The organism is Streptomyces sp. NPDC005931 (assembly GCF_042871235.1).
GTDB lineage: Bacteria > Actinomycetota > Actinomycetes > Streptomycetales > Streptomycetaceae > Streptomyces.
This window is the reverse complement of the sequence record NZ_JBIAIG010000004.1, coordinates 624,161-647,919: the sequence shown is the minus strand read 5'-3', so window position 1 is coordinate 647,919 and position 23,759 is coordinate 624,161. Positions and strand designations below refer to the sequence as shown.

Below are 23,759 nucleotides of genomic sequence, written 5' to 3'. Positions count from 1 at the left end.
GTACAGCGTACGGCCGTGCGGGTGCCGTAAGCGGGCCGGGGTGCGCCATGTCATCCCGGCCCGCTGCCACGCTCCTCCGCCGGGACCACCCGCTTCTCCTCCGCGAAGTGGCAGGCCGAGTCGTGGGCCGCGGGACCGCCGACCGTACGGAACCCGGCGGGGACGGCCAGTGCCGGCACCTCCAGGGCGCAGCGCTCGCGCGCCTTCCAGCAGCGGGTGCGGAAGCGGCAGCCGGAGGGGATGTTCGTCGGGGACGGCACGTCACCGCTGAGGATGATCCGCTCACGGCGCTCCCGGGCCTCCGGGTCCGGCACCGGGACCGCCGACAGCAGCGCCTGGGTGTAGGGGTGGGTCGGGTGGTCGTAGATCTCGGTGTCCGTGCCGATCTCCACGATCCGCCCCAGGTACATCACCCCGACCCGGTCGGAGATGTGCCGGACGATGGACAGGTCGTGGGCGATGAAGAGGTACGCGAGGTCGAACTCGCTCTGCAGCCGGTCCATCAGATTGATGACCTGGGCCTGCACGGACACGTCCAGCGCCGACACCGGCTCGTCGGCCACGATGACCTCCGGCCGCAGGGCCAGACCGCGGGCGATGCCGATGCGCTGGCGCTGGCCGCCGGAGAACTGGTGCGGATAGCGGTTGATGTACTCGGGGTTGAGACCGACCACGTCCAGGAGTTCCTGCACGCGCCTGCGCCGGTCGCCCTTCGGGGCCACCTCGGGGTGGATGTCGTACGGCTCCCCGATGATGTCGCCCACCGTCATACGCGGGTTGAGCGAGGTGTACGGGTCCTGGAACACCATCTGGATGTTGCGGCGGACCGCCTTCAGGGCCCGGCCCGACAGCCTGGTGATGTCCTCGCCCTTGTACCGGATCGAACCGGCCGTCGGCCGCTCGAGGTTGACCAGCATCTTCGCGACCGTCGACTTGCCGCAGCCCGACTCCCCCACGATGCCCAGCGTCTCGCCCCGGCCCAGCGCGAAGTCCACGCCGTCGACCGCCCTGACCGCGCCGACCTGCTTCCTGAACAGCACGCCCCGGGTCAGCGGATAGTGCTTGACCAGTCCGCTGACCTCCAGAATCGGCTCAGCCATGCAGGCACTCCCTCCAGAAGTGGCAGGCGCTGCCCCGGTCCGCGTCCGACTCGGTCACCTCGTACAGGGGAGGCACGTCGGTGCGGCAGACGTCCCGGGCCATCGGGCAGCGGGGGTGGAAGGGGCATCCGGACGGGATGTGCATGAGGTTGGGAGGCAGGCCCTTGATGGCGTACAGCTCCGCGCCCTTCTGGTCCAGGCGCGGGATGGAGTCCAGCAGGCCGCGGGTGTACGGGTGGGCGGGGGCCTTGTAGATGTCGTGCACCGGGGCCGACTCCACGATCCGGCCCGCGTACATCACGGCGATCCGGTCGGCCACGTCCGCGACCACGCCCAGGTCGTGGGTGATCAGGATCAGCCCCATGCGGTACTCGCGCTGGAGTTCCGCGAGCAGCTCCATGACCTGGGCCTGCACGGTGACGTCGAGGGCGGTGGTCGGTTCGTCGGCGATGATCAGGGCCGGTTCCAGGGCCAGCGCCATCGCGATCATGATGCGCTGGCGCATACCGCCGGAGAACTGGTGCGGATACTGCCGGACCCGTTCCCTGGCCGCGGGGATGCGCACCCGGTCCATCAGCTCGACCGCCCTGGCCCGCGCGTCCTTCTTCGACATGCCCCGGTGCACCACGAACATCTCGCCGAGCTGGTCGCCGACGGAGATCACCGGATTCAGGGAGGAGAGCGCGTCCTGGAAGATCATCGCCATCTCGGCGCCCCGGATCCTGCGGCGCTCGTCCTCCTTCAGCTTCAGCAGGTCCCGGCCCTGGAAGAGGACCTGCCCGCCGGTGATCCGGCCGGGCGGCGTGTCGAGGATGCCCATCACCGCCTGCGCGGTCACCGACTTGCCGGAGCCGGACTCGCCGAGCACGGCCAGCGTCTCGCCCGCGTCGACGCCGTACGTGACACCGTTGACGGCCTTGGCGACCCCGTCCCGGGTGTGGAACTCCACGTGCAGGTCGCGCACTTCGAGCAACATGCCGGCTCACCTCAGCTTCGGGTCGAGGGCGTCGCGCACCGCGTCACCGAGCATGATGAACGCCAGGACGGTGATCGCGAGGGCCCCGGAGGGCCACAGCAGCGCGTGCGGGGCGTTGCGGATGTAGGGCGAGGCGGCGGAGATGTCGATGCCCCAGGAGACGCTGGGCGGCTTCAGGCCGACGCCGAGGTAGGACAGGGTCGCCTCCAGCGAGATGTAGGTGCCGAGCGCGATGGTCGCCACCACGATGACCGGCGCGACGGCGTTGGGCGCGATGTGCCGCAGCATCAGCCGGGTGTGGGAGGCGCCGAGCGCCCGCGCGGCCTGGACGTAGTCGTTCTGCTTGGCGGTGATGACCGAGCCGCGGGCGATCCGGGACAGCTGCGGCCAGCCGAGGAGCACCATGAACCCGACGACGGGCCAGACGGTGCTGCTGGTCACCACGGACAGCAGCACCAGGCCGCCGAGGACGACCGGGATGGCGAAGAAGACGTCGGTGATGCGGGACAGGACCGCGTCCCACACCCCGCCGAAGAAGCCGGCGAGCGCCCCGAGGACGCTGCCGAGGACGGCGACGCCGAGCGTGGCGCACACGCCGACCGTGACGGACGTGCGGGCGCCGTAGACGGTGCGGGTGTAGACGTCGCAGCCCTGGCCGTCGAAGCCGAAGGGATGACCGGCCTGGGAGCCCTCCTGGGCCTTGGCCAGATCGCACTTGAGGGGGCTGCCGGAGGCGATCAGCGAGGGCCACAGGGAGATCACGACGAGGAACAGGATCACCAGGCCCGAGACGATGAAGACGGGGTTGCGGCGCAGGTCGCGCCAGGCGTCGGACCACAGGGAACGCGGCCTGCCCTGCGGTCCGGGGTCGTCCCGCCCGGCAGGGCCGCCCGGGGACCGCTCCAGCGCCTCGGCCTCGTCCACGCCCAGGTCCATGGTGCCGCCCATGCCGGTTCCCGCGACGGCGCGCTCGGGTTCGTGGTGCTGGTCAGGCATAGCGGATCCTCGGGTCGAGTACGGCATAGAGGAGGTCCACGACGAGATTGCAGACCAGGAAGACCAGCACCAGCACGGTCACGAAGCCGACGACGGTCTGGGTGTTCTGCCGCAGGATGCCCTGGTAGAGCTGGTAGCCGACGCCGTGGATGTTGAAGATCCGCTCGGTGACGATCGCGCCGCCCATGAGGAAGCCGATGTCCGCGCCGATGAAGGTGACCACGGGGATGAGGGAGTTGCGCAGCAGGTGCCGCACGATCACCCGCTGCCGGGGCAGGCCCTTGGCGATGGCCGTGCGGACGTAGTCGGAGCGCCGGTTCTCGGCGATGGAGGTGCGGGTCAGCCGGGTGACGTAGGCGAGGGAGACGGAGGCCAGCACCAGTCCGGGCACGATCAGCTCGTCGAAGGGCGCCTCGGAGGAGACCGAGGGCCGGATCCAGCCCCACTTCACGCCGAGCAGCAGCTGGAGCAGCAGGCCGGTGACGAAGGTGGGCACGGAGATGACGACGAGGGTGAGCAGCAGCACGCCGGTGTCGACGGGGCGGCCCCGGCGCAGCCCGGTGACCACGCCGAGGGCGATGCCGATGACGATCTCGAAGAGGATCGCGACGAGCGTCAGCCGGATGGTGACGGGGAACGCCGTCGACATCAGCTCGGTGACCTCCTGGCCGTTGAACGCCGTGCCGAAGTCGCCGGTGAAGACGTTCCCCATGTAGGTCAGGTATTGCTGCCAGACCGGCTTGTCGAGGCCGAACTCCTTCTTCAGCTGGGCGGCGGTCGCCGGGTCGCAGCGCCGCTCGCCGCACAGGCCCGCGATGGGGTCGCCCATCACGTTCACCATGAGGAAGATCAGCAGTGTGGCCCCGACGAACACCGGGATCATCTGGAGCAGACGCCGGACGACATAGCGCCCCATGGCGGCTCAGCTGACCTTGATCTCGTCGTAGACGGGGACGCTGAAGGGGTTGAGCTTCACGTTGGACAGCCGTTCGGACCAGCCGGCGCTGCCGTTCTGGTACCAGAGCGGGATGGCCGCCATGTTGTCGCGCAGGACCTCCTCGGCCTGCTGGAACAGGTCGACGGCCTTGGCGGTGTCGGTCTCCTGGTTGGCCCGGTCGACGAGGTCGTCGAACTCCTTGTTGGACCACTTGCCGTCGTTGGAGGAGGCGTTGGTGTAGTAGAGCGGCTGGAGGAAGTTCTGGATGAGCGGGTAGTCCATCTGCCAGCCGGCGCGGAAGGGACCGCTCATCTTCTGCTGGGTGATCTGGTTGCGGAAGTCGGCGAAGGTGCCGACCGGGTTGCCGGTGCAGGCGCGGTCGTTGCCCAGGGCGTTGTTGATGGAGTTGCAGACGGCGTCGACCCATTCGCGATGGGAGCCGGTGTCGGCGTTGTAGGTGATCCGGACGCTGCCGCCGGGCAGGCCGCCGCCCTCCTCGATGAGCCTCTTGGCCTCGGCGGGGTCGTACTCGCAGGACTTTCCGCACAGGCCCTCGCGGAAGCCGCCGTCCTCGCCGAGGACCGGGGAGGTCCAGTCGGTGGCGGGGGTGCGGGTCTTCTGGAAGATCGTGTCGGTGATCTGGTCCCGGTTGATGGCCATGGACAGGCCCTTGCGGACCTTCTCCGTGCCGGGCCTGTCCCACGCCTCGTCGTAGAAGGGGAAGGCGAGGGTCTGGATGATGCCGGCGGGGGTGTTGAGGTAGCGGTCACCGAGGTCGTTCTTGACGTTCTTCAGCTGGGAGGCGGGGACGTCGTCGACGAGGTCGAGGTTGCCGGCCATGAGGTCGGTGTACGCGGTGTTGTTGTCGGTGTAGACCTTGAGGTCGACGCCGCCGTTCTGGGCCTTGTCCTCGCCCGGGTAGTCGTCCCACTTGCGCAGGGACATCTGCGAGCCCTTGGTGTACGACTGCACGGTGTAGGGCCCGTTGCCGATCGGCTTGCGCACCCAGGCGTCGTGGTCGTCGAAGAAGGCGCGGGGCAGCGGAGCGAAGGCGGCGTAGCCGAGGGTGTCGGGGAAGGTCGAGAACTTCTGAGTGAGCCTGACGGTGAAGGTGCGGTCGTCGACGACCTTCAGGCCGGAGAGGGTGTCGGCGCTCTGCTTGCTGCCGTCCTCGGGGTGGACCTTGTCGTAGCCCTCGATGTAGCCGAAGAAGTAGGCGTTGCGCTGGTTGTTCCTCAGGCCGGCGCCGTAGTTCCAGGCGTCGACGAAGGACCGGGCGGTGACCTTCTCGCCGTTGCTGAAGCTCCAGCCGTCCTTGACGGTGACAGTGAAGTTCTGCGAGTCCGCGCTCTCGATCTTCTCGGCGAGCATGTCCGTCGCCTCGCCGGTCTCCGGGTCGTAGCGCTTCAGGCCCCGGAAGATCATGTCGAGGACCTTGCCGCCCTGCACCTCGTTGGTGTTGGCCGGCTCCAACGGGTTCTGCGGGTCGCCCCAGGAGGCACTGAGCACGGCGCCGGCGTCCCCGCTGCCGCCGCTGTCCCCGTCGCCTCCGCAGGCCGACACCGCGAGCGCTACCGCCGCCGCGCCCGCGACCCATCTGGCGTGCGTGGCTCCACGCATGGAGTGCCTCCTCGTCCGTCCTCGCTGCTGCACTGATCCTTTCGGCAAATATCGAGGCAAAAGGTGCACAGCGCACACGTACGGCACCTGTACGGGGGTGACTCCAGCCGGATGTACGTACCCGGATGTAGGTATCCGGATGTACGTATGAGGGCCCCGCGGACGGCGGCTCCGGAAAACGCCGTTTCCCGGCACCCCTGAACGGGTGCCGGGAAACGGAGTGGTGACGGGGTGGCGTCAGGCCGCGTGGACGACGTCCTTCTCCTCGGCGAAGTGACACGCCGATTCGTGGGCCGCCGGGGAGTCCGAGTCGCGGAAGCGCTCGGGGATCGCCAGCAGCGGGACCTCCTCGGCGCACTTGTCCTGCGCCTTCCAGCAGCGGGTGCGGAAGCGGCAGCCCGAGGGCGGGTTCGCCGGGGACGGGACGTCACCGGTGAGGATGATCCGTTCGCGGCGCTCCCGGGCCTCCGGGTCCGGCACCGGAACCGCCGACAGCAGCGCCTGGGTGTAGGGGTGCGTCGGATGGTCGTAGATCTGCTCGTCGGTGCCGATCTCGGCCACCTTGCCGAGGTACATGACCCCGACCCGGTCCGAGATGTGCCGGACGATCGACAGGTCGTGCGCGATGAAGATGTAGGACAGGTTGAACTCGTCCTGCAGCCGCTCCATCAGGTTGATGACCTGCGCCTGCACCGACACGTCCAGCGCGGACACCGGCTCGTCGCAGATGATGATCTCCGGGTTGAGCGCCAGACCGCGGGCGATGCCGATGCGCTGGCGCTGGCCGCCGGAGAACTGGTGCGGGTACCGGTTGATGTACTCCGGGTTGAGACCGACCACGTCCAGGAGTTCCTGCACGCGCTTGCGCCGGTCGCCCTTCGGGGCCACCTCGGGGTGGATCTCGAACGGCTCCCCGATGATGTCGCCCACCGTCATACGCGGGTTGAGCGAGGTGTACGGGTCCTGGAACACCATCTGGATGTTGCGGCGGACCGCCTTCAGGGCCCGGCCCGACAGCCTGGTGATGTCCTGGCCCTTGTAGAAGATCTCGCCGGCCGTGGCCTGCTCCAGGTTCATCAGGAGCTTGGCCACCGTCGACTTGCCGCAGCCGGACTCGCCCACGATGCCCAGGGTCTCGCCCTGGTACAGGTCGAAGGAGACGCCGTCCACGGCCTTGACCGCGCCGACCTGCTTCTTGAACAGGATGCCCTGGGTGAGCGGGAAGTGCTTCACCAGGTTGCGCACCTGGAGGATCGGCTCACCGCGCTCCACGGGTGCCTCGAGCGCCGCGACCTCCTCCGCCTCGGAGTGGGCGTCGACGCGGTCCACCTCGGAGACGTTCGGCGTGGCGTCGACCGGCTCGTCCTTCTTGCTGAGCTCAGCCATTGATCGTCTCCTTCCAGAAGTGGCACGCCGAGGCACGGCCGACCAGTTCGGTCCCGTCCGGCCCGGTGACCGGGTGCAGCGGCGGAACATCCGTACGGCAGATGTCCTGCGCCATGGGGCAGCGCGGGTTGAACGCGCAACCGCTCGGGATGCGCGTCAGGTTCGGCGGCAAGCCCTTGATCGCGTAGAGCTCCTGGCCCTTCTGGTCCAGGCGCGGGATCGAGTCCAGCAGACCCTTGGTGTAGGGGTGGGCCGGGTTCTTGTACAGCTCGTGGACCGGGGCGCGCTCCACGATCCGGCCCGCGTACATGACCGCGATCTTGTCCGCGACGTCGGCGACCACGCCGAGATCGTGGGTGATGAGGATCAGACCCATCCGGTACTCGCGCTGGAGTTCCGCCAGCAGGTCCATCACCTGCGCCTGCACCGTCACGTCGAGCGCGGTGGTGGGCTCGTCGGCGATGATCAGATCCGGCTCCAGGGCCAGCGCCATCGCGATCATGATGCGCTGGCGCATACCGCCGGAGAACTGGTGCGGGTAGTCGTTGACCCGCGCGGCGGCGGCCGGGATCTTGACCCGGTCCATCATCTCGATCGCCTTGGCCTTGGCGTCCTTCTTGGACATGCCCTCGTGCACCCGGAACATCTCGGCGAGCTGGTAGCCCACCGAGAGCACGGGGTTGAGCGAGGACAGCGCGTCCTGGAAGATCATGGCGATCTTCCGGCCGCGGATCCGGCGCCGCTCCTCCTCGGACATCTTGAGCATGTCCTGGCCGCGGAAGACGATCTCGCCCTTGGGGATGCGCCCCGGAGGCATGTCGAGGATGCCCATGACGGCCTGCGCCGTCACGGACTTGCCCGAGCCGGACTCGCCCAGCACCGCGAGCGTCTCGCCCGCGTCCACGGAGTAGTTGACGCCGTTGACGGCCTTGGCGACGCCGTCCCGCGTGTGGAACTCCACGTGCAGGTCACGGACGTCCAGGAGCGGCCCGGTGTAGTCGCCCGAGCCGTCGAGGTCGACGACGCTGGATGTCTTGTCGATGGTGGTCACGTACGCCTCCCTCAGCGCAGCTTGGGGTCGAGGGCGTTGCGTACCGCATCGCCGAACATCAGGAACGAGAGCACCGTGATCGAGACCATCACCGAGGGGACGATCAGCGTGTGCGGAGCGATACGGAGCTGCTCACGTCCTCGCGCCACGTCGCCGCCCCAGGACACCGCGGTGTCACCGAGGCCGACACCCAGGAAGGACAACGTCGCCTCGGCCGCGATGTAACCGCCGAGCGCGATCGTCGCCACGACGATGATGGGAGCGAGCGCGTTGGGCAGGATGTGCCGGAACAGGATCCGGGAGGTGGAGGCACCGAGCGCCTTGGCCGCCACCACGTAGTCGGCCTGCTTGATGGTGATCACCGCGCCGCGGGCGACACGGGCGATCTGGGTCCAGCCGAGGAAGGCGAGGGCCAGGATCACCACGATGACGGTGCGGTCGGTGAAGGAGTTCAGCACGACCAGGGCGCCGAGCAGGAACGGGATGCCCAGGAAGATGTCGGTCAGCCGCGAGAGCAGGGTGTCGGTCCAGCCGCCGAAGTAGCCGGCGACCATGCCGATGACGGTGCCGAGGACGGTGACGCAGACGGTCACGCCGACACCGACGGAGATGGACGCACGGGCCCCGTAGACCACCCGCGCGTAGATCGAACGCCCCTGCACGTCGTAGCCGAGCCAGTCGGGGGCGAAGAAGTGACCCCAGTTCGGCTTGCCCAGGTAGTGCTTGGCCAGATCGGCGTCGCGCGGCGAAGCGCTGGTGAACAGGCCCGGCCAGACCGACATCACCAGCAGGAACACGATCAGCACGGCCGAGATCAGGAACAGCGGGTTGCGCCGCAGGTCGTGCCAGGCGTCGGACCAGAGGCTGCGCGCCTTGGCCGGCGCGGAACCGGCGTCCGGGGCGACAACGGCGGCGATCGGCTCGCCGGTTGCGGTCGTGACCTTCTCAGCGGTCTTGTCAGGCATACCGGATCCTCGGGTCCAGGACCGCGTAGAGCAGGTCGACGATCAAACTGGCGGCGAGGTAGACGAGCACCATCAGCGAGGCGATGCCGACGACCGTGGCACCCTCACGCCGGGTGAGCGCCTCGTAGATCTCGACACCGATACCCCGCACGTTGAAGATGCCCTCGGTGACGATGGCGCCGGTCATCAGGCTGCCGATCTCGATGCCGAGGAAGGTGACCACGGGGATCAGCGAGTTGCGCATCAGGTGGACACCGACGACACGGCGGCGCGGCAGGCCCTTGGCCACGGCGGTGCGGATGTAGTCGGAACGCAGGTTCTCCGCGATCGACGTGCGGGTCAACCGGGCGACGTAGGCGAGCGACAGTGATGCCAGCACGGTGGCGGGCAGCGCGAGCTGGGAGAAGTCGGTCGAGTCGGTCACCGTGGGCGTGGTGACGGACCACTTGAAGGCAAGCAGGTACTGCAGCAGGAAGCCCAGCACGAAGGACGGCATCGAGACGAGCACCAGCGTCAGGGTGAGCAGTCCGCGGTCGCGCAGCGTGTCGGGCTTCAGGCCCGCGACGATGCCGAGGCCGATGCCCACGAGCGAGACGAAGGTGAACGCGAAGATCGTCAGCCGGATCGTCACCGGGAACGCGTCCGCAATGATGTCGGCGATCGGCCGCTGACTGGCGATCTGGGTGCCGAAGTCACCCTGGAACAGCCCGGCCATGTAGTTCACATATTGCTGAATGAGCGGCTGATCGAGCCCGAGGTCCTTCTTGATGTTCGCGACCACCGTCGGGTCGTACGCCTGATCCCCCATCATCGCCCGGACGGGATCGCCGGGCAGGGCGTACATCATGCAGAAGATGATCAAGGTTGACCCGATGAACACCGGGATCATCTGGAGCAGTCGTCGTGCGACATAGCGCCCCATAGGTGCCTCCGTGAGGGGTTACTGCAGGTTCGGGGGCCGCCCCCTGATCCAGGGTGCGGCCCCGTGCAACCTCCCACCGCCGCTTCGCAGCGGCGGTGGGTCAACGGCCGAGTTGGGAATGAGGCCCGAGGGCTCGACTTACTTCGTCGTGACGGCCCAGACCTCGAGGTCACCGTGGAAGTCGACATTGACGTTGTCGACGTTCTTACCGTGACCGCCGTTGATGCGGTAGTACCAGAGCGGGATGGCCGGCATGTGCTCGACCAGCTTCTCCTCGACCTTCTGGAAGGCCTTCACCGACTCGTCGAGGGACTTGGCCTGGTCGGCCTCGTTCATCAGCTTGTCGATCTCCTTGTTGGAGAAGCGACCGTTGTTGGCCTCGGCGGTGGAGTGGTAGAGCTCCTTCATGAAGTTGGCGTTGACCGGGTAGTCGGCAACCCAACCACCGCGGTACATGCCCTTCACCTGGTCGTTGTCACGGGCCTCGAGGTCCGTGGCGAAGTCCGGCTTGGGGTCGCCCACGCAGTCGACGCCGGTGACCTTGCGGATGGACTCGCAGACCGCGGTCACCCACTCCTTGTGGCCACCGTCGGTGTTGTACTGGATGGTGAACTTGTTGCCCGGAACGCCGCCACCCTCCTTGACGAGCTGCTTGGCCTTCTCCGGGTTGTACGTGAAGATGTCGGTGTCCAGGTTCTGGTAGCCCTTGACTCCCGGCGGCGTGAAGCCCTTGGCCGGCGTACGGGTGTTGTTCAGAACCGTCTTGGTGATCGTCTCGCGGTCGATCGCCATCGACAGACCCTGCAGGACCTTCGGGTCGATGTCCTTGAAGGTCTTGGAGTAGAACGCCGGGGTCAGCGTCTGGATGGCCGCGTACGGCTGCTCGATGGCGCCGTCACCCAGGTCCTGCTTGTACTTCGGCAGGTCCGTCGGGCCGACCTGGCGGATCATGTCCAGGTTGCCGGAGACGACGTCCTTGTAGGCGGCCTCGAGCGTCGTGTAGGCCTTGAACTGGACGCCCTTGTTCTTCGCCTTGTTCGGGCCCTTGTAGTCGTCCCAGGCCTTGACCTGGATCAGCTTCTTGTGGTCCCACTTCTCGAAGGTGTAGGGACCGTTGCCGACCGGCTTCTTGCCGAAGGCCTTCGGGTCGTCGTAGAAGACCTTGGGCAGCGGGGCCCAGGTGGAGTAGCCGAGCTTGTAGTTGAAGTACGGCATCGTGTACTTCAGCTCGATCGTGAAGGTGTGGTCGTCCACGATCTTCAGGCCGGACATGGCCTCGGACTTCGGGTCACCCTTCTCGGGGTGGACGTCGTCGTAGCCCTTGATGTCCTGGAACCAGAAGGAGTTCTGCTGGTTGTTCTTGATGTTGGCGTACCAGTTCCAGGCGTCGACGTACGACTTGGAGGTGACGGCCTCGCCGTTGTGGAACTTCCAGTCCTTCTTGAGCTTGACCGTCCACGTCTTGGAGTCGTCGGTGGTGACCGACTCGGCGTTCGTGTAGACGATCTCGCCCTTGGCGTCGAAGTCCAGCAGCTGGGTGAACAGGGACTGGATGACGTACGAGCCGTTGCTCTCGTTGGTGTCAGCCGGGATCAGCGGCTTCTGCGGCTCGCCGACGTCGATCGAGACGTAGCCCGCGGGTCCGGAGCCCTTCTTCTGCCCCTCGCTGTCACCGCTTCCCCCACCACAGGCGGTCGCGCCCAGCGCCACAACCGCGGCTATCGCGACCCACTTGGCGCTCTTGGCACCGCGCATGGGTTCCTCCTCATGAGTCCATTGGTTCACCGCAAAGGGGAGCACACGACATGTCACCGCCCACCGCCCGTCGCCGGTGTCGGAGATCGTCAGGTGCCCCCGCGCTCGTGAGTCGGCGCCGTCAGCGCGTGACCCGTTCTTCCGAGCTCTACGCGCCTAACTATCTGCCATGCGCCCGGACCGAACCACACTCTCGAGGTCTCGGTTCGATCACAGCTCGCGCCTACATCTTCCAAAATCCGGACAAACGGTTTGGTGAAAGATCCCTGCGAAACGGACTTGTTACACATCTATCGGAGTGTGGTGTCCGCATTCCGGACGCCGGGGTGAGAAAAACCGATTGCGGGTAACGTCGCCGCCGTGCAGGGTGCCCTCAAGGACTGCCCTGTGCTCAGCGGGCTTGTGTGGCAAGGCCGTTGGCCGTGAGGCCGTGGGCCCGGAATCTGCCGGTCACAAGGGCGCCGCTTCCGGAGCAGGGTAGTGCCCGCGGGCCTGCTCATCGGCGGGGCAAAGGCAAGTCAAGGGTTTTCCCTACCCTCCCTCTTTCGACCACTTCTTATTCGCTCTGCTCTCGCGGGCTTCTGCCCCTGTACTTCTCCCATGACGCCCCCGGAGACATCTCAGGTGACGTCCCACAGGGGTTCTGGGGCGCGGCGGCCTTTCTCGTGTATTCGCGTGTCTTCCAGCGCACAAACGCCGCCGGGCACCCCACGGTCGTGTGGGGTGCCCGGCGGCGTCGTGCGGAAGGGCCTCAGGCGTGCTTGGCGCGGCTGGCGGCGCGGGCGCGCTCGCGCTGGTCGAGGACGACCTTGCGGATGCGGACGGCCTCCGGGGTCACCTCGACACACTCGTCGTCGCGGCAGAACTCCAGGGACTGCTCCAGCGACAGCTTGCGCGGCGGCACGATCGACTCGGTCACGTCGGCCGTCGAGGACCGCATGTTGGTGAGCTTCTTCTCCTTGGTGATGTTGACGTCCATGTCGTCGGAGCGGGAGTTCTCCCCGACGATCATGCCCTCGTACACCTCGGTGCCGGGCTCGACGAACAGCACGCCGCGCTCCTGGAGGTTGGTCATCGCGAAGGCGGTCACGGCACCGGAGCGGTCGGCGACCAGGGAGCCGTTGTTACGGGTCGTGAGCGCCCCGAACCACGGCTCGTGGCCCTCGTGGATGGAGTGGCCGATACCGGTGCCGCGGGTCTGGGTCAGGAACTCGGTGCGGAAGCCGATGAGGCCGCGCGAGGGCACCACGAACTCCATGCGCACCCAGCCCGAGCCGTGGTTGGACATGTTGTCCATCCGGCCCTTGCGGACACCCATGAGCTGGGTCACGGCGCCCATGTGCTCCTCGGGCACGTCGATCGTCATGCGCTCGACCGGCTCGTAGACCTTGCCGTCGACCTCCTTGGTGACGACCTGCGGCTTGCCGACGGTGAGCTCGTAGCCCTCGCGGCGCATGGTCTCCACCAGGATGGCCAGCGCCAGTTCGCCGCGGCCCTGCACCTCCCAGGCGTCGGGGCGGTCGGTCTCCAGGACGCGGAGCGAGACGTTGCCGATGAGCTCGCGGTCCAGGCGGTCCTTGACCTGACGGGCGGTGACCTTTCGGTCCTTCACCGCCGCCTTGGCGTCGGCGCCCTTGCCGGTGCCGCCGCGCCCGACGAGCGGGGAGGTGTTGGTGCCGATGGTCATCGAGATCGCGGGCTCGTCCACCGTGATCAGCGGCAGCGGGACCGGGTTCTCCGGGTCCGCCAGGGTCTCGCCGATCATGATGTCCGGGATGCCGGCGACGGCGCAGATGTCACCCGGGCCGGCCTTCTCGGCGGGCTTGCGGGTGAGCGCCTCGGTCATCATCAGCTCGGAGATGCGCACGTTGGTGACGGACCCGTCGCGCTTCATCCACGCGACCGTCTGCCCCTTCTTCAGCTCGCCCTGGTGCACGCGCAGCAGGGCGATGCGGCCGAGGAAGTTGTCGGCGTCGAGGTTGGTGACGTGGGCCTGGAGCGGGGCGTCCTCGTCGTAGGTCGGGGCCGGGATGTGCTCCAGGATCGTGGAGAAGAACGGCTCCAGCGAGTCGGAGTCGCCCGGGACCGTGCCGTCCTCCGGCTTGGTCAGGGAGGCGACGCCGTCCCGGCCGCAGGCGTAGACGATCGGGAACTCGATCTGCTCCTCGTCGGCGTCCAGGTCGAGGAAGAGGTCGTAGGTCTCGTTGACGACCTCGTCGATCCGGGAGTCCGGACGGTCGGTCTTGTTGATGCACAGGATGATCGGCAGCCGCTGCTGGAGCGCCTTGCGCAGCACGAAGCGGGTCTGCGGCAGCGGGCCCTCGGAGGCGTCCACGAGCAGGACGACGCCGTCGACCATCGACAGGCCGCGCTCGACCTCGCCGCCGAAGTCGGCGTGGCCGGGGGTGTCGATGATGTTGATCGTGATGGGGTCCCCGCCGTCCTTGGGGTGGTACTTCACCGCCGTGTTCTTGGCGAGGATCGTGATGCCCTTCTCACGTTCCAGGTCGTTGGAGTCCATCATGCGGTCGTCGACCTGGTCGAGCTGGTGGGCGGCGAAGGCACCGGCCTGCTTGAGCATGCCGTCGACGATGGTGGTCTTGCCGTGGTCGACGTGGGCGACGATGGCGACGTTGCGGATGTCGTGGCGCGTGGCCATATAAGGCGTACTCCCGGAGTGCTGAGGAATGCCCTGCGCGAACGTCTGTGGTGCGCGGGCCCTGCCGGGCTGAACACGCCACGGCCTCACCCCATGGTACGGGGCCCGGACCGTGACGACTCGACGGGCGGGGCGGGGTCAGGCCCTGCGGCTGCCTCGGAGCCCTGTGGGCAGGCGCGGCGGGCGGCCTGGAGGGCGAGGTCCGAGTCGACGCTCTCGCCGCAGTCAAGGACGCCGCCCATGTCGATCTGCCACGTCCGGGCGTGTCCTGTGACGGTCTCGCCGCCCGGACAGGTGTACCGGAAATCACCTGCCACCTCGCGCACCCCGGCGTAGTTCACGATGTCCCCGGGACCGTTGACGGCGGTGATGGATGGGTCGAGGGCAGGGGCCTTGACGTGCACGTCGGTGAAGCTCCAGGTCTCGCCGTCCGTCTGCGCCAGGGTGCGAGCGTCGGACTCGATCTCGCCGATCTTCTTGCCCAGCGAGAAGAGGACCTCCGCCGGGGAAGCGACCGGCCCATCGGCCTGCACCGACGGACGCGGGGTGTACACCCGCGTCAGCGGCTTCGTCAGCTTCCCCCCGTTCTTCCCCAGCTGCTGCCTCTCGGCGACACCCGTCAGTCTGTCCGTCTTCCTGACGCCGGACCACGCGAACATGCCACCGGCGCAGGCCCGTACCGCGGCCTTCTCGCTCGTGCGACTGCTTCGGGGCTCGCCCGTCCCGCCCCCGGAGCAGGCGGCGAGCAGGGCCACCAGCGTCACCGCGAGCGGTCCCGCCGCCCGGCTCCGTCGTGTCGTACCGCGCATGGCCGGACCCTCTTCCCCCGAGGTGCGGGCGCGGTCGGCGCCCGCACATGATCGCTGCGGGCTTCAGCGTGCGGGTGCCGGTGGGCGGGTCACAAGCGGTTTGAGGTAGCTCAGAGGTGCGAGCGGCCCGTTTCGGACCCGTCAGCCGTCGGAGGCGGTGCTCGTCGGCGGTTTCGCGTCGTTCGTCCGGTCGGCCGTCGGCCCCTGGGCCCCCTTCCTCAGGAAGCCCATGTCCTCGTAGACGGGGGTGCGGAAGCCGAACGCGCCGGCGTTGACCAGGTTCTTGCGGGCCGCCGTGAGCTGGGGGCGCTGGTAGAGGGGGATGGAGCCGGCGATCGCCCAGATCCGGGAGTCGGCCTTGCGGATCAGGGAGCGGCGCTCGGCGTCGTCCAGCGTGGCGACGGCCTGCTCGAAGAGCTGGTCGACCTGGTCGGTGCCGACGCGGGTGTAGTTCTGCTCGACGTTCAGCGAGCCGTCGGCGGCGGGGACCGGCTTGGCGTGGACGGGGCGGGCGTCGGTAGCGGGGAAGGCGGTCGCGGGCCAGGAGTAGAGGGCGAGGTCGTACTGGCCGGAGGCGATGTGGTCCTTGAAGTAGCTCTCGTCGGCGACCCGGGAGATGTCCGTGCGGATGCCGACCCGCTCCAGCATGCGGGAGATCCGGTCGGCCACGGTGCGCAGGGTGTCGGAGCCGGGGCCCGAGGGGAGCACGAAGCGCAGGGTCAGCGGTTTGCCGTTCTTGGCCCGCGGGGCGCTCTCGGCGGCGGCCGGGGCGGCGCTGCCCTTGGGGGCGTAGGCGCCGGGAGCACCGCCCTGCGTCAGCTGCCGGGGGCCGTCCTGGGCGACGTGGTCGTCGCCGCCGTGGTCGCGGGTCGCCTTGCCGTCGTCGTCACGCGTCCTGCTCTCGCCGTCCCGGCCGACGACGTACGTGCCGTCGTCGCCGTTCCCGGACTCGTCGCCGGATGCCTCGTCGCCCTCGGACCCGGCCGCCTGCTCCCCGTCCCCCTCCTTCTTCCCCTGCTCGTCCTTCTCCTTCTTCTCCCCTTTCTCTCCCTTCTCCGCGTTCTCCTTCGTCTCGACAGGTCCGCCCTCCACCCACCCGGCGTCCGCCAGCAGCGCCCGCGCCTCCTTGGTGTCCTGGTCGCCGAGGGCGCCGCTGCCGTCGGCGTAGGCCGACTGGCCGACCAGGGCCAGGTGGCTGCCGACGGGCTCGGCGGGCAGGCCGAGCGGCTTCAGGACCGCCTCGGCCAGGTCCTTCCGGTCCAGGGCGCGGACCACGGCCCTGCGCACCCGCTCGTCGGCGAGCGGGCCCTCGGCGCCGTTGAGGGCAAGCTGGGTGAAGGCGGGCTCCAGCGACTTGCGCACCTCGAAGACGCCGAGGGCCTTCTGCCTGCGGGCGTACCGGGCGGCGGCCCGGCGCAGCTTCTCGCGAGCGGTGATCTCCTCGTCCGCCGCCTCCTCGTCGGAGCCGTTGGCCACCGCCCAGGAGTGCAGCGCCTCCGCGGCGGACCGGTCGCCGCCCGGACCCGCCAGCGGTGTGTTCCCGCTGCGCCGGCGCGCTGCGACGGTGACGCGGCGGGCTGCGGCGGGGTCGATCTCGGCCAGGTCGACGGTGCCCTCGGCGAGCGCGGAGATGCGCTCGTCCCGGGGCACGGCCCGCAGCACGATCTTCCCCAGCTTGGCGGGATCGCCCCACCAGCGGGCGTTACGGGTGAGGGCGACCTCGCCGTCCGCCCGGTCGATCTTCTGCAGGGCGAACGGCCCCGCGGTGATCTTCAGCTTCCGGCGCACACCGTCGTTGAAGGAGTCGGGGGTGCCCATGACCTGCTTCGGGTACAGCGGCGTGAACAGCGAGCGCCAGTCGGCGTACGGGCGGCGGAAGGTGACCTTGACCTCGAGGTCGCCCTTGCCGCGTTCAACCTTCTCGATGCGGTCGTAGCCTGCGTTGCGGGCGGTCCAGTAGGCGGTGTCCTTGCCGGACAGCGCGCGCCACTGGGCGGCGAAGTCGGCGGCGCCGATCTCGCGGCCGTCGCTCCAGACCGCCTGCTGGTTGAGCTTGTAGAGGACCACCTGCCGGGGCTCGGTCTCGACCACCTTCGCGGACTCCAGGTAGTCGGCGTTGCGCACCGGCCGGCCCCGGGCGTCCATCCGGAACATCGACGGCAGCACGGCCTGGGCGATGCGGGTGGTGGTGGCATCGGCGTCCGACTGGAAGGTGTTCAGGGTGTCCGGGACGGTGTCCACCGCCCAGCGCAGGGTGCCCCCGTCGGCGATCCGCTCCCGGGCGGCGGGAGCGATGTCCTGGCCGGCGAGGGGCCTGCCCGCGGGGTCCTCGGAGCTGCATCCGGCCAGCGCGGTCACGGCCAGCGCGCCCGCGATGAGGAAGGCGGCCGAACGGGTGACCGCACGCGGTCCGACGCCGTCGTGGGACATCTGGGTACCTCCGGGAAGCCGCGGGCGTTACGATCACTTTTGGTGGTATTTGGAGTTCATCTGATGTATGCGGCCACTGAAGAGGAAAGGGTTCGGCAACCGAGCGCGACACGGCGGCCACGGCGGGGAAGCCCACTCGTGCGGCGCAACGCACCGAGCGGTGCACCCACGCGCCTCGGCCAATCGATGCACATCCCTTCACAGCGCAAGGTGTGACGCGCAACACTCGCAGGCGCATGAACGTGCCGCCTTGGGCCTCGAAGGACCCGCGGAAGTGAGGGCAAGTCATGTCCGTGCACGACGAACTGACATCCGTCCAGCGCTGCCTCGACGACCTGTACCGGTCGGTGGGACGCCTGGAGAAGCAGCTCGGCAGCGGCGGTCTCGAGATGCGCCGCGTCCGGCACGACGCCGATCACCTGCGTGAGAGCGTCGCCCTGCTGCGGGAGGCGGTCGCCACGCCGTCCGCCGCGAAGCGGCCCGACCTCGTCACCATCTCCGACACGCCGTACGACCCCTCCCTGTGGGTGGACACGGACGACGAAGGTCTCGGCGCCCGCCACCGGAACGCCCCCTGACCCGTCCGGCGCCGACCGGCACGCCCGACCCCACCTGACCCGACCGGAGTGGACAAGTGGCCACTGGTACGGAACCCCCTGCCACGGAACCCCATCGAAGAGGCGGCGGCGTGAGAACGGGCACGCGCGCCGCGATCGACGCCCCGCACCTACGGACCGACCGCTGGTGGCTGGCCCCGGCCGCCACCGCGGCCGGCCTGCTGGCCTTCGTCGTCTACTCGACCTGGCGGGCCTTCGCCAACGCGGACTACTACGCGGCACCGTACGTCTCGCCGTTCTACTCGCCCTGCCTGGCGGAGAACTGCGAGCCGATGAAAGCGGGGCCGAACTGGGAGATCTTCGGCACCTGGTGGGGCATCTCACCGGCGATCATCATCCTGATCTTCCCGCTCGGCTTCCGCCTGACCTGCTACTACTACCGCAAGGCGTACTACCGGGGCTTCTGGGCGTCCCCGCCGGCCTGCGCGGTGGCCGAGCCGCACCGGAAGTACACCGGGGAGACCCGCTTCCCGCTGATCCTGCAGAACATCCACCGGTACTTCTTCTACGCGGCGGTCCCGGTCGCCGGGATCCTCACCTACGACACCGTGCTCGCCTTCCGCGACGAGCACTACGACTGGGGCCACATGGGCCTCGGCACCCTGGTGTTCCTGGTCAACATCGTGCTGATCTGGGCGTACACCTTGTCCTGCCACTCCTGCCGGCACATCGTCGGCGGCAAGCTCACGCACTTCTCCAGGCACCCGCTGCGCTACCGGATGTGGCAGTGGGTGGGCCGGCTCAACGCCCGGCACATGCAGCTGGCCTGGGCGTCCCTGGTGAGCGTGGCGCTCGCCGACCTGTACGTCTATCTCGTCGCGTCCGGTGCCTTCGACGATCCGCGCTTCTTCTGATGAGTGGGGCCTTTTCGATATGACCGTGGTCGACCGGCAGGAATGGGACGTCGTCGTGGTCGGGGCGGGCGGCGCCGGACTGCGCGCCGCCATCGAGGCCCGCGAGCGCGGCGCCCGTACGGCCGTGATCTGCAAGTCGCTGTTCGGCAAGGCGCACACCGTGATGGCCGAGGGCGGCATCGCGGCCGCCATGGGCAACGTCAACGCCGGGGACAACTGGCAGGTCCACTTCCGCGACACCCTGCGCGGGGGCAAGTTCCTCAACCAGTGGCGGATGGCCGAGCTGCATGCCCGGGAGGCGCCCGAGCGGGTGTGGGAGCTGGAGACCTGGGGCGCGCTCTTCGACCGGACCAAGGACGGCCGGATCTCGCAGCGCAACTTCGGCGGCCACGAGTACCCGCGCCTCGCCCACGTCGGCGACCGCACCGGCCTGGAGCTGATCCGCACCCTCCAGCAGAAGATCGTCGCCCTCCAGCAGCAGGACCACCGCGAGACCGGCGACTACGAGTCCCGGCTGAAGGTGTTCCAGGAGTGCACGGTCACCCGGGTGCTCAAGGACGGCGAGTCCGTCTGCGGGGTCTTCGGTTACGAGCGGGAGACCGGCCGCTTCTTGGTGCTCGAGGCGCCCGCCGTGGTCATCGCGACGGGCGGCATCGGCAAGTCGTTCAAGGTCACGTCGAACTCGTGGGAGTACACCGGTGACGGCCACGCACTGGCCCTGCTGGCGGGCGCCCCGCTGCTGAACATGGAGTTCGTGCAGTTCCACCCCACGGGGATGGTCTGGCCGCCCTCGGTGAAGGGCATCCTGGTCACCGAGTCCGTGCGCGGTGACGGCGGGGTGCTGCGCAACTCCGAGGGCAAGCGGTTCATGTTCGACTACGTCCCGGACGTCTTCAAGGACAAGTACGCCGAGTCCGAGGAGGAGGGCGACCGCTGGTACGACGACCCGGACCACAACCGCCGCCCGCCCGAACTGCTCCCCCGCGACGAGGTGGCCCGCGCCATCAACGCCGAGGTGAAGGCGGGCCGCGGCTCACCGCACGGCGGGGTCTTCCTGGACGTGTCCACGCGGATGCCGGCCGAGGTGATCAAGCGGCGGCTGCCGTCGATGTACCACCAGTTCAAGGAGCTGGCCGACGTCGACATCACCGCCGAGCCGATGGAGGTCGGGCCCACCTGCCACTACGTGATGGGCGGTATCGCCGTGGACTCCGACTCCGCGGCGGCGCGCGGGGTGCCGGGGCTGTACGCGGCCGGTGAGGTGGCCGGCGGGATGCACGGCTCCAACCGGCTCGGCGGGAACTCGCTCTCCGACCTGCTGGTGTTCGGGCGCCGGGCGGGCCTGCACGCGGCCGAGTACGCGGCCGGGCAGGGGGCGGCGCGGCCCCGGGTGGACGAGGCCCAGATCGACACGGCAGCCGCGGAGGCGCTGCGCCCGTTCTCCGCGGAGAACGACGATGCGGCCGCCGGCCCGCCGGAGAACCCGTACACCCTGCACCAGGAACTCCAGCAGACGATGAACGACCTGGTCGGCATCATCCGCCGCGAGCCCGAGATGAAGCAGGCCCTCCAGAAGCTGGGCGAGCTGACGGTGCGGGCCCGCCGGGCCGGGGTCGAGGGGCACCGGCAGTTCAACCCGGGCTGGCACCTGGCGCTGGACCTCAGGAACATGCTGCTGGTCAGCGAGTGCGTGGCACGGGCCGCGCTGGAGCGCACCGAGTCGCGCGGCGGGCACACCCGCGAGGACCACGCGGCAATGGACCGCGCGTGGCGCAACGTCAACCTGCTGTGCCGGCTGACCGACCCCACCGGCGGGCTCCCGGCCGCCGACCCGGTGAGCGGCCGGATCTCCCTGAGCCGCGAGACCACCGAACCCATCCGCCCCGACCTGCTCGCCCTCTTCGAGAAGGAGGAGCTGGTCAAGTACCTCGCCGAAGAGGAGCTGTACGAGTGAGCAGCTACGAGGCCCGCTTCAGGGTGTGGCGCGGGGACGCGGAGGGCGGCGGCCTGGAGGACTTCGCCGTCGAGGTGAACGACGGCGAGGTGGTCCTCGACATCGTCCACCGCCTCCAGGCCACCCAGGTCCCCGACCTCGCCGTGCGCTGGAACTGCAAGGCCGGCAAGTGCGGTTCGTGCTCGGCGGAGATCAACGGGCGGCCCCGGCTGATGTGCATGACCCGCATGTCGGTCTTCGGCCGGGACGAGACGATCACCGTGACACCGCTGCGGGCGTTCCCCGTGATCCGGGACCTGGTGACGGACGTCGGCTTCAACTACGCGAAGGCCCGGGAGATCCCGGCCTTCGTACCGCCCGCGGACCTCGCTCCCGGCGAGTACCGGATGATGCAGGAGGACGTGGACCGGTCGCAGGAGTTCCGCAAGTGCATCGAGTGCTTCCTGTGCCAGGACACCTGCCACGTGGTGCGCGACCACGAGGAGAACAAGGAGGCGTTCGCGGGGCCCCGCTTCCTGATGCGCGTCGCGGAGCTGGACATGCATCCGCTCGACGCGGCCGGGGACACGGGCCTCGACCGCGAGCGCACGGCCCAGGACGAACACGGACTCGGCTACTGCAACATCACCAAGTGCTGCACGGAGGTGTGCCCCGAGGGCATCCGGATCACGGACAACGCGCTGATCCCGCTGAAGGAGCGGGCGGTGGACCGCAAGTACGACCCGCTGGTGTGGCTGGGGAACCGGATCCGGCGGCGGACGGGGTGACCGGGGCCGGCGGGCTCACCGCCGGTTCACCCAGTCCCTGCGGTACGCGGCCCAGTCGGCCTCCGTCGCGGCGAAGTCGACGTAGAGGGCGACGCCGAAGCGGGCGCGGTCGGCGTCGGTGCGGGACAGGCCGAGGCGGACGCCACGGACGGCGGCGGGGACGGTCTCGGCGTGCGCCCAGTGACCGAAGCGGTTCTCCTTGAAGAAGGGCAGGCCCATCAGCAGGTCGGTGGACGGCGGGGTGACCTCCAGGGCGAGGGCGGTCTGCTGGGCGACGTAGCCGCCGTAGGTGCTCTCCAGCGGCTGGATGGTGTCGTACGACATCAGGGCGATCTGGTCGACGCGCCGGGCGACCTGCCCGAAGTACTCCTGCGACCACCACTTGGGGTGTCCGGTCAGCGTGCCCCAGAAGGAGTGGAAGGCGGGCAGCGGGTCGATCTGGTGGGCGGCGACGGAGAGCGGCACGTCGCGGGACCGGGTCTCGCGGTGCAGGGCGTCCAGGAGCGCGAGGAAGTCGCGGTCGCCGGAGTGCAGCGGCTCCAGGTCGAAGTGGACGCCGTCGTAGCCGGTGTCCAGGACCTCCCGGGTTGAGCGGAGGATGGCGGCACGTGACGCGGCACGCTCCAGGTGCAGCGCCTCGGGGTGCTCCGGGGCGAGGATGTCGCCGAGCCATGCCTGGACCCGGACCCCCGGTATCTCCCGGTGCACGGCCTCGATCAGCCAACGGGCCCGGGGGTACGCCGACTTCGGCAGGCTCCCGTCGTGCTCCAGCGGCCCGGAGTGGACGTAGAGGTCCCGGATCCCGGTGCCGCGCAACTGCCGGGCCAGCGCGGTGACGTCGACGTCCGTCTTGCGCCCGTCGACCCAGGCGTGCCCGAGCCAGAGGGCGTCGCGGTCACGGGTGCGGGTGCCGTCGGCGGGGTCACCGGTGTAGTTGATCCGCAGGGCGGCCTGGGCGGCGAGTACGGGCAGGAGCAGAACGAGCACGAGCGCGAGTACACCCCGCCCCACCCGACGGGGCCAGGGACTCCGGGTCTTGGTGGGGGCGGGGTCGTGCCCGGCCGGGGTGTCGGCACCGGCATCTGCGCCGGCGTCGGCTTCTGTGTCTGCGTCTGTGTCCGTGTCGGCGTCCGTGTCGGCGTCGGGAGCGGACGGGTCCCGGGGCGCGTCGGTACGGGTGTCGGAGGGCTCGTGCGGGGCGTCGGTGCCGGTGCGGGGGGACTCCCGCTCGCGCGGGTGCCCGTCACCGGCCTCCGCGGGAGGAGTTCCGGTCGGCTCCGGCGAGGGATCCCCCGTCCCCCCGGCCTCCGGTTCCTCCGGTCCCGTGCGTCGCATGGTGGGTCCCCTCAGCCGTGTGGGTGATGTTGAGGGGGAGGACGACCGTAGGCTCCGGCGCGGTTGCGATCACGTGGTGGTGGGCGCGTGCCGCAGGTGCAGGTGGCCGTCGCGGGGAAAGATGGGCGGGGACGCGGGCAGGGCGGACCGCGGACGTCGGGGCCAAGCCGCTCCTGGTGGCGACGCGGCAGGACGCCGTGTTGTCGGCCCGGTGCAGCAACTCGAGGCGGGTCGGCGACTCCTGGGCGAACGTGGTGAAGGCCCGGTCGGTCAGGGCGTCCAGCTGCCGCGTGGCCACCCCGCACCCCCGCGCGTGCGGCAGGGTCCAGTAGCCGACCCCCGCCGGGCCGGCGCCGCATGCGGGGTACTTGAGGACCACGTGGCCGACCAGCCGGGTGTCCTCCTCGGCCACGAGCGCGAAGCGGTTCCCCGTCCGCCGGCCACGCGCCTGCTCGGCCGGCCGGCGCACCGCCCTCGCCTCCGTCCCGTACGCCCGTGCCCGTCCAGCGGTGCAGGGCGTCGTCCTCGGACGGCTCGGCCGGGCCGGGGCGTCCGCGCGGCTCCAGGGCCGCAGGGTGCGGGAACCGGCCGTCCGGCTCGTCGGAATGCCACGCACGCGGCGAGCG

19 protein-coding genes are annotated in these 23,759 nt (G+C 69.4%); 4 read left to right on the top strand and 15 right to left on the bottom strand.

All coding sequences use genetic code 11. The annotated features are described in order from the left end of the window. Window positions 1-50: 50 nt before the first annotated feature. The 13 genes from ACFYOV_RS14010 to ACFYOV_RS13950 all read right to left on the bottom strand — a co-directional run bounded on the left by ACFYOV_RS14010 (window position 51) and on the right by ACFYOV_RS13950 (window position 17,606). Complete coding sequence (locus ACFYOV_RS14010) at window positions 51-1,100, bottom strand: ABC transporter ATP-binding protein (protein WP_389086911.1); 1,050 nt, start codon at window positions 1,098-1,100, stop codon at window positions 51-53. Continuing rightward, complete coding sequence (locus tag ACFYOV_RS14005; protein WP_389086908.1) at window positions 1,093-2,076, bottom strand: ABC transporter ATP-binding protein; 984 nt, start codon at window positions 2,074-2,076, stop codon at window positions 1,093-1,095. The genes ACFYOV_RS14010 and ACFYOV_RS14005 overlap by 8 nt, the downstream gene beginning before the upstream one ends. 6 nt (window positions 2,077-2,082) lie before the next feature. Then, window positions 2,083-3,072 carry an ABC transporter permease gene (locus ACFYOV_RS14000; protein ID WP_389086906.1) on the bottom strand — a complete coding sequence of 330 codons (990 nt, stop codon included), beginning with the start codon at window positions 3,070-3,072 and terminating at the stop codon, window positions 2,083-2,085. After that, entirely contained in the window at window positions 3,065-3,988 is a 924-nt protein-coding gene (locus ACFYOV_RS13995) for an ABC transporter permease (RefSeq protein WP_389086904.1), read from the bottom strand. The genes ACFYOV_RS14000 and ACFYOV_RS13995 overlap by 8 nt, the downstream gene beginning before the upstream one ends. Window positions 3,989-3,994: 6 nt before the next feature. Then, the gene (locus tag ACFYOV_RS13990; RefSeq protein ID WP_389086901.1) at window positions 3,995-5,629 is read right to left on the bottom strand and encodes an ABC transporter substrate-binding protein; all 1,635 of its coding nucleotides are present in this window, start codon (window positions 5,627-5,629) and stop codon (window positions 3,995-3,997) included. Between the two features lie 237 nt (window positions 5,630-5,866). Next, window positions 5,867-7,015, bottom strand: coding sequence for an ABC transporter ATP-binding protein (locus ACFYOV_RS13985; protein WP_389086899.1), 1,149 nt, complete (start codon window positions 7,013-7,015; stop codon window positions 5,867-5,869). Beyond that, complete coding sequence (locus tag ACFYOV_RS13980) at window positions 7,008-8,066, bottom strand: ABC transporter ATP-binding protein (protein ID WP_389086896.1); 1,059 nt, start codon at window positions 8,064-8,066, stop codon at window positions 7,008-7,010. The genes ACFYOV_RS13985 and ACFYOV_RS13980 overlap by 8 nt, the downstream gene beginning before the upstream one ends. An 11-nt stretch (window positions 8,067-8,077) precedes the next feature. Continuing rightward, window positions 8,078-9,031, bottom strand: coding sequence for an ABC transporter permease (locus tag ACFYOV_RS13975; protein WP_389086894.1), 954 nt, complete (start codon window positions 9,029-9,031; stop codon window positions 8,078-8,080). Beyond that, window positions 9,024-9,953, bottom strand: coding sequence for an ABC transporter permease (locus tag ACFYOV_RS13970; RefSeq protein ID WP_389086891.1), 930 nt, complete (start codon window positions 9,951-9,953; stop codon window positions 9,024-9,026). Before ACFYOV_RS13970 ends, ACFYOV_RS13975 begins: the two co-directional genes overlap by 8 nt. 138 nt (window positions 9,954-10,091) lie before the next feature. Further along, a complete protein-coding gene (locus ACFYOV_RS13965; protein WP_389086890.1) occupies window positions 10,092-11,708 on the bottom strand; it encodes an ABC transporter substrate-binding protein in 1,617 nt (538 codons plus the stop codon). A gap of 751 nt (window positions 11,709-12,459) precedes the next feature. Further along, complete coding sequence (typA, locus tag ACFYOV_RS13960; RefSeq protein ID WP_389086887.1) at window positions 12,460-14,367, bottom strand: translational GTPase TypA; 1,908 nt, start codon at window positions 14,365-14,367, stop codon at window positions 12,460-12,462. An 86-nt stretch (window positions 14,368-14,453) separates the two neighbouring features. Next, window positions 14,454-15,176, bottom strand: a complete 723-nt coding sequence (locus ACFYOV_RS13955; protein ID WP_389086885.1) for a hypothetical protein — start codon at window positions 15,174-15,176, stop codon at window positions 14,454-14,456. 141 nt (window positions 15,177-15,317) lie between these two features. Beyond that, the gene (locus ACFYOV_RS13950; RefSeq protein ID WP_389086882.1) at window positions 15,318-17,606 is read right to left on the bottom strand and encodes an ABC transporter family substrate-binding protein; all 2,289 of its coding nucleotides are present in this window, start codon (window positions 17,604-17,606) and stop codon (window positions 15,318-15,320) included. A 287-nt stretch (window positions 17,607-17,893) separates the two neighbouring features. On the opposite strand from ACFYOV_RS13950, the gene ACFYOV_RS13945 reads away from it, so the two are divergent. Genes ACFYOV_RS13945 through ACFYOV_RS13930 form a run of 4 tightly spaced genes read left to right on the top strand, consistent with a single transcriptional unit; the run spans window position 17,894 to window position 21,798 of the window. Next, a complete protein-coding gene (locus ACFYOV_RS13945) occupies window positions 17,894-18,184 on the top strand; it encodes a hypothetical protein (protein ID WP_389086880.1) in 291 nt (96 codons plus the stop codon). A 56-nt stretch (window positions 18,185-18,240) separates the two neighbouring features. Beyond that, on the top strand, window positions 18,241-19,077 hold the full coding sequence (locus ACFYOV_RS13940; RefSeq protein ID WP_389086877.1) for a hypothetical protein: 837 nt from the start codon (window positions 18,241-18,243) through the stop codon (window positions 19,075-19,077). Between the two features lie 19 nt (window positions 19,078-19,096). Further along, window positions 19,097-21,031, top strand: a complete 1,935-nt coding sequence (locus ACFYOV_RS13935) for a fumarate reductase/succinate dehydrogenase flavoprotein subunit (protein WP_389086875.1) — start codon at window positions 19,097-19,099, stop codon at window positions 21,029-21,031. Then, on the top strand, window positions 21,028-21,798 hold the full coding sequence (locus ACFYOV_RS13930) for a succinate dehydrogenase/fumarate reductase iron-sulfur subunit (RefSeq protein ID WP_389086872.1): 771 nt from the start codon (window positions 21,028-21,030) through the stop codon (window positions 21,796-21,798). Before ACFYOV_RS13935 ends, ACFYOV_RS13930 begins: the two co-directional genes overlap by 4 nt. Window positions 21,799-21,813: 15 nt before the next feature. Here ACFYOV_RS13930 and ACFYOV_RS13925 read toward each other — a convergent pair whose 3' ends face one another. Further along, a complete protein-coding gene (locus tag ACFYOV_RS13925) occupies window positions 21,814-23,133 on the bottom strand; it encodes a hypothetical protein (protein WP_389086870.1) in 1,320 nt (439 codons plus the stop codon). After that, window positions 23,042-23,749 carry a GNAT family N-acetyltransferase gene (locus ACFYOV_RS13920; protein ID WP_389086868.1) on the bottom strand — a complete coding sequence of 236 codons (708 nt, stop codon included), beginning with the start codon at window positions 23,747-23,749 and terminating at the stop codon, window positions 23,042-23,044. The genes ACFYOV_RS13925 and ACFYOV_RS13920 overlap by 92 nt, the downstream gene beginning before the upstream one ends. Window positions 23,750-23,759 lie beyond the last annotated feature (10 nt).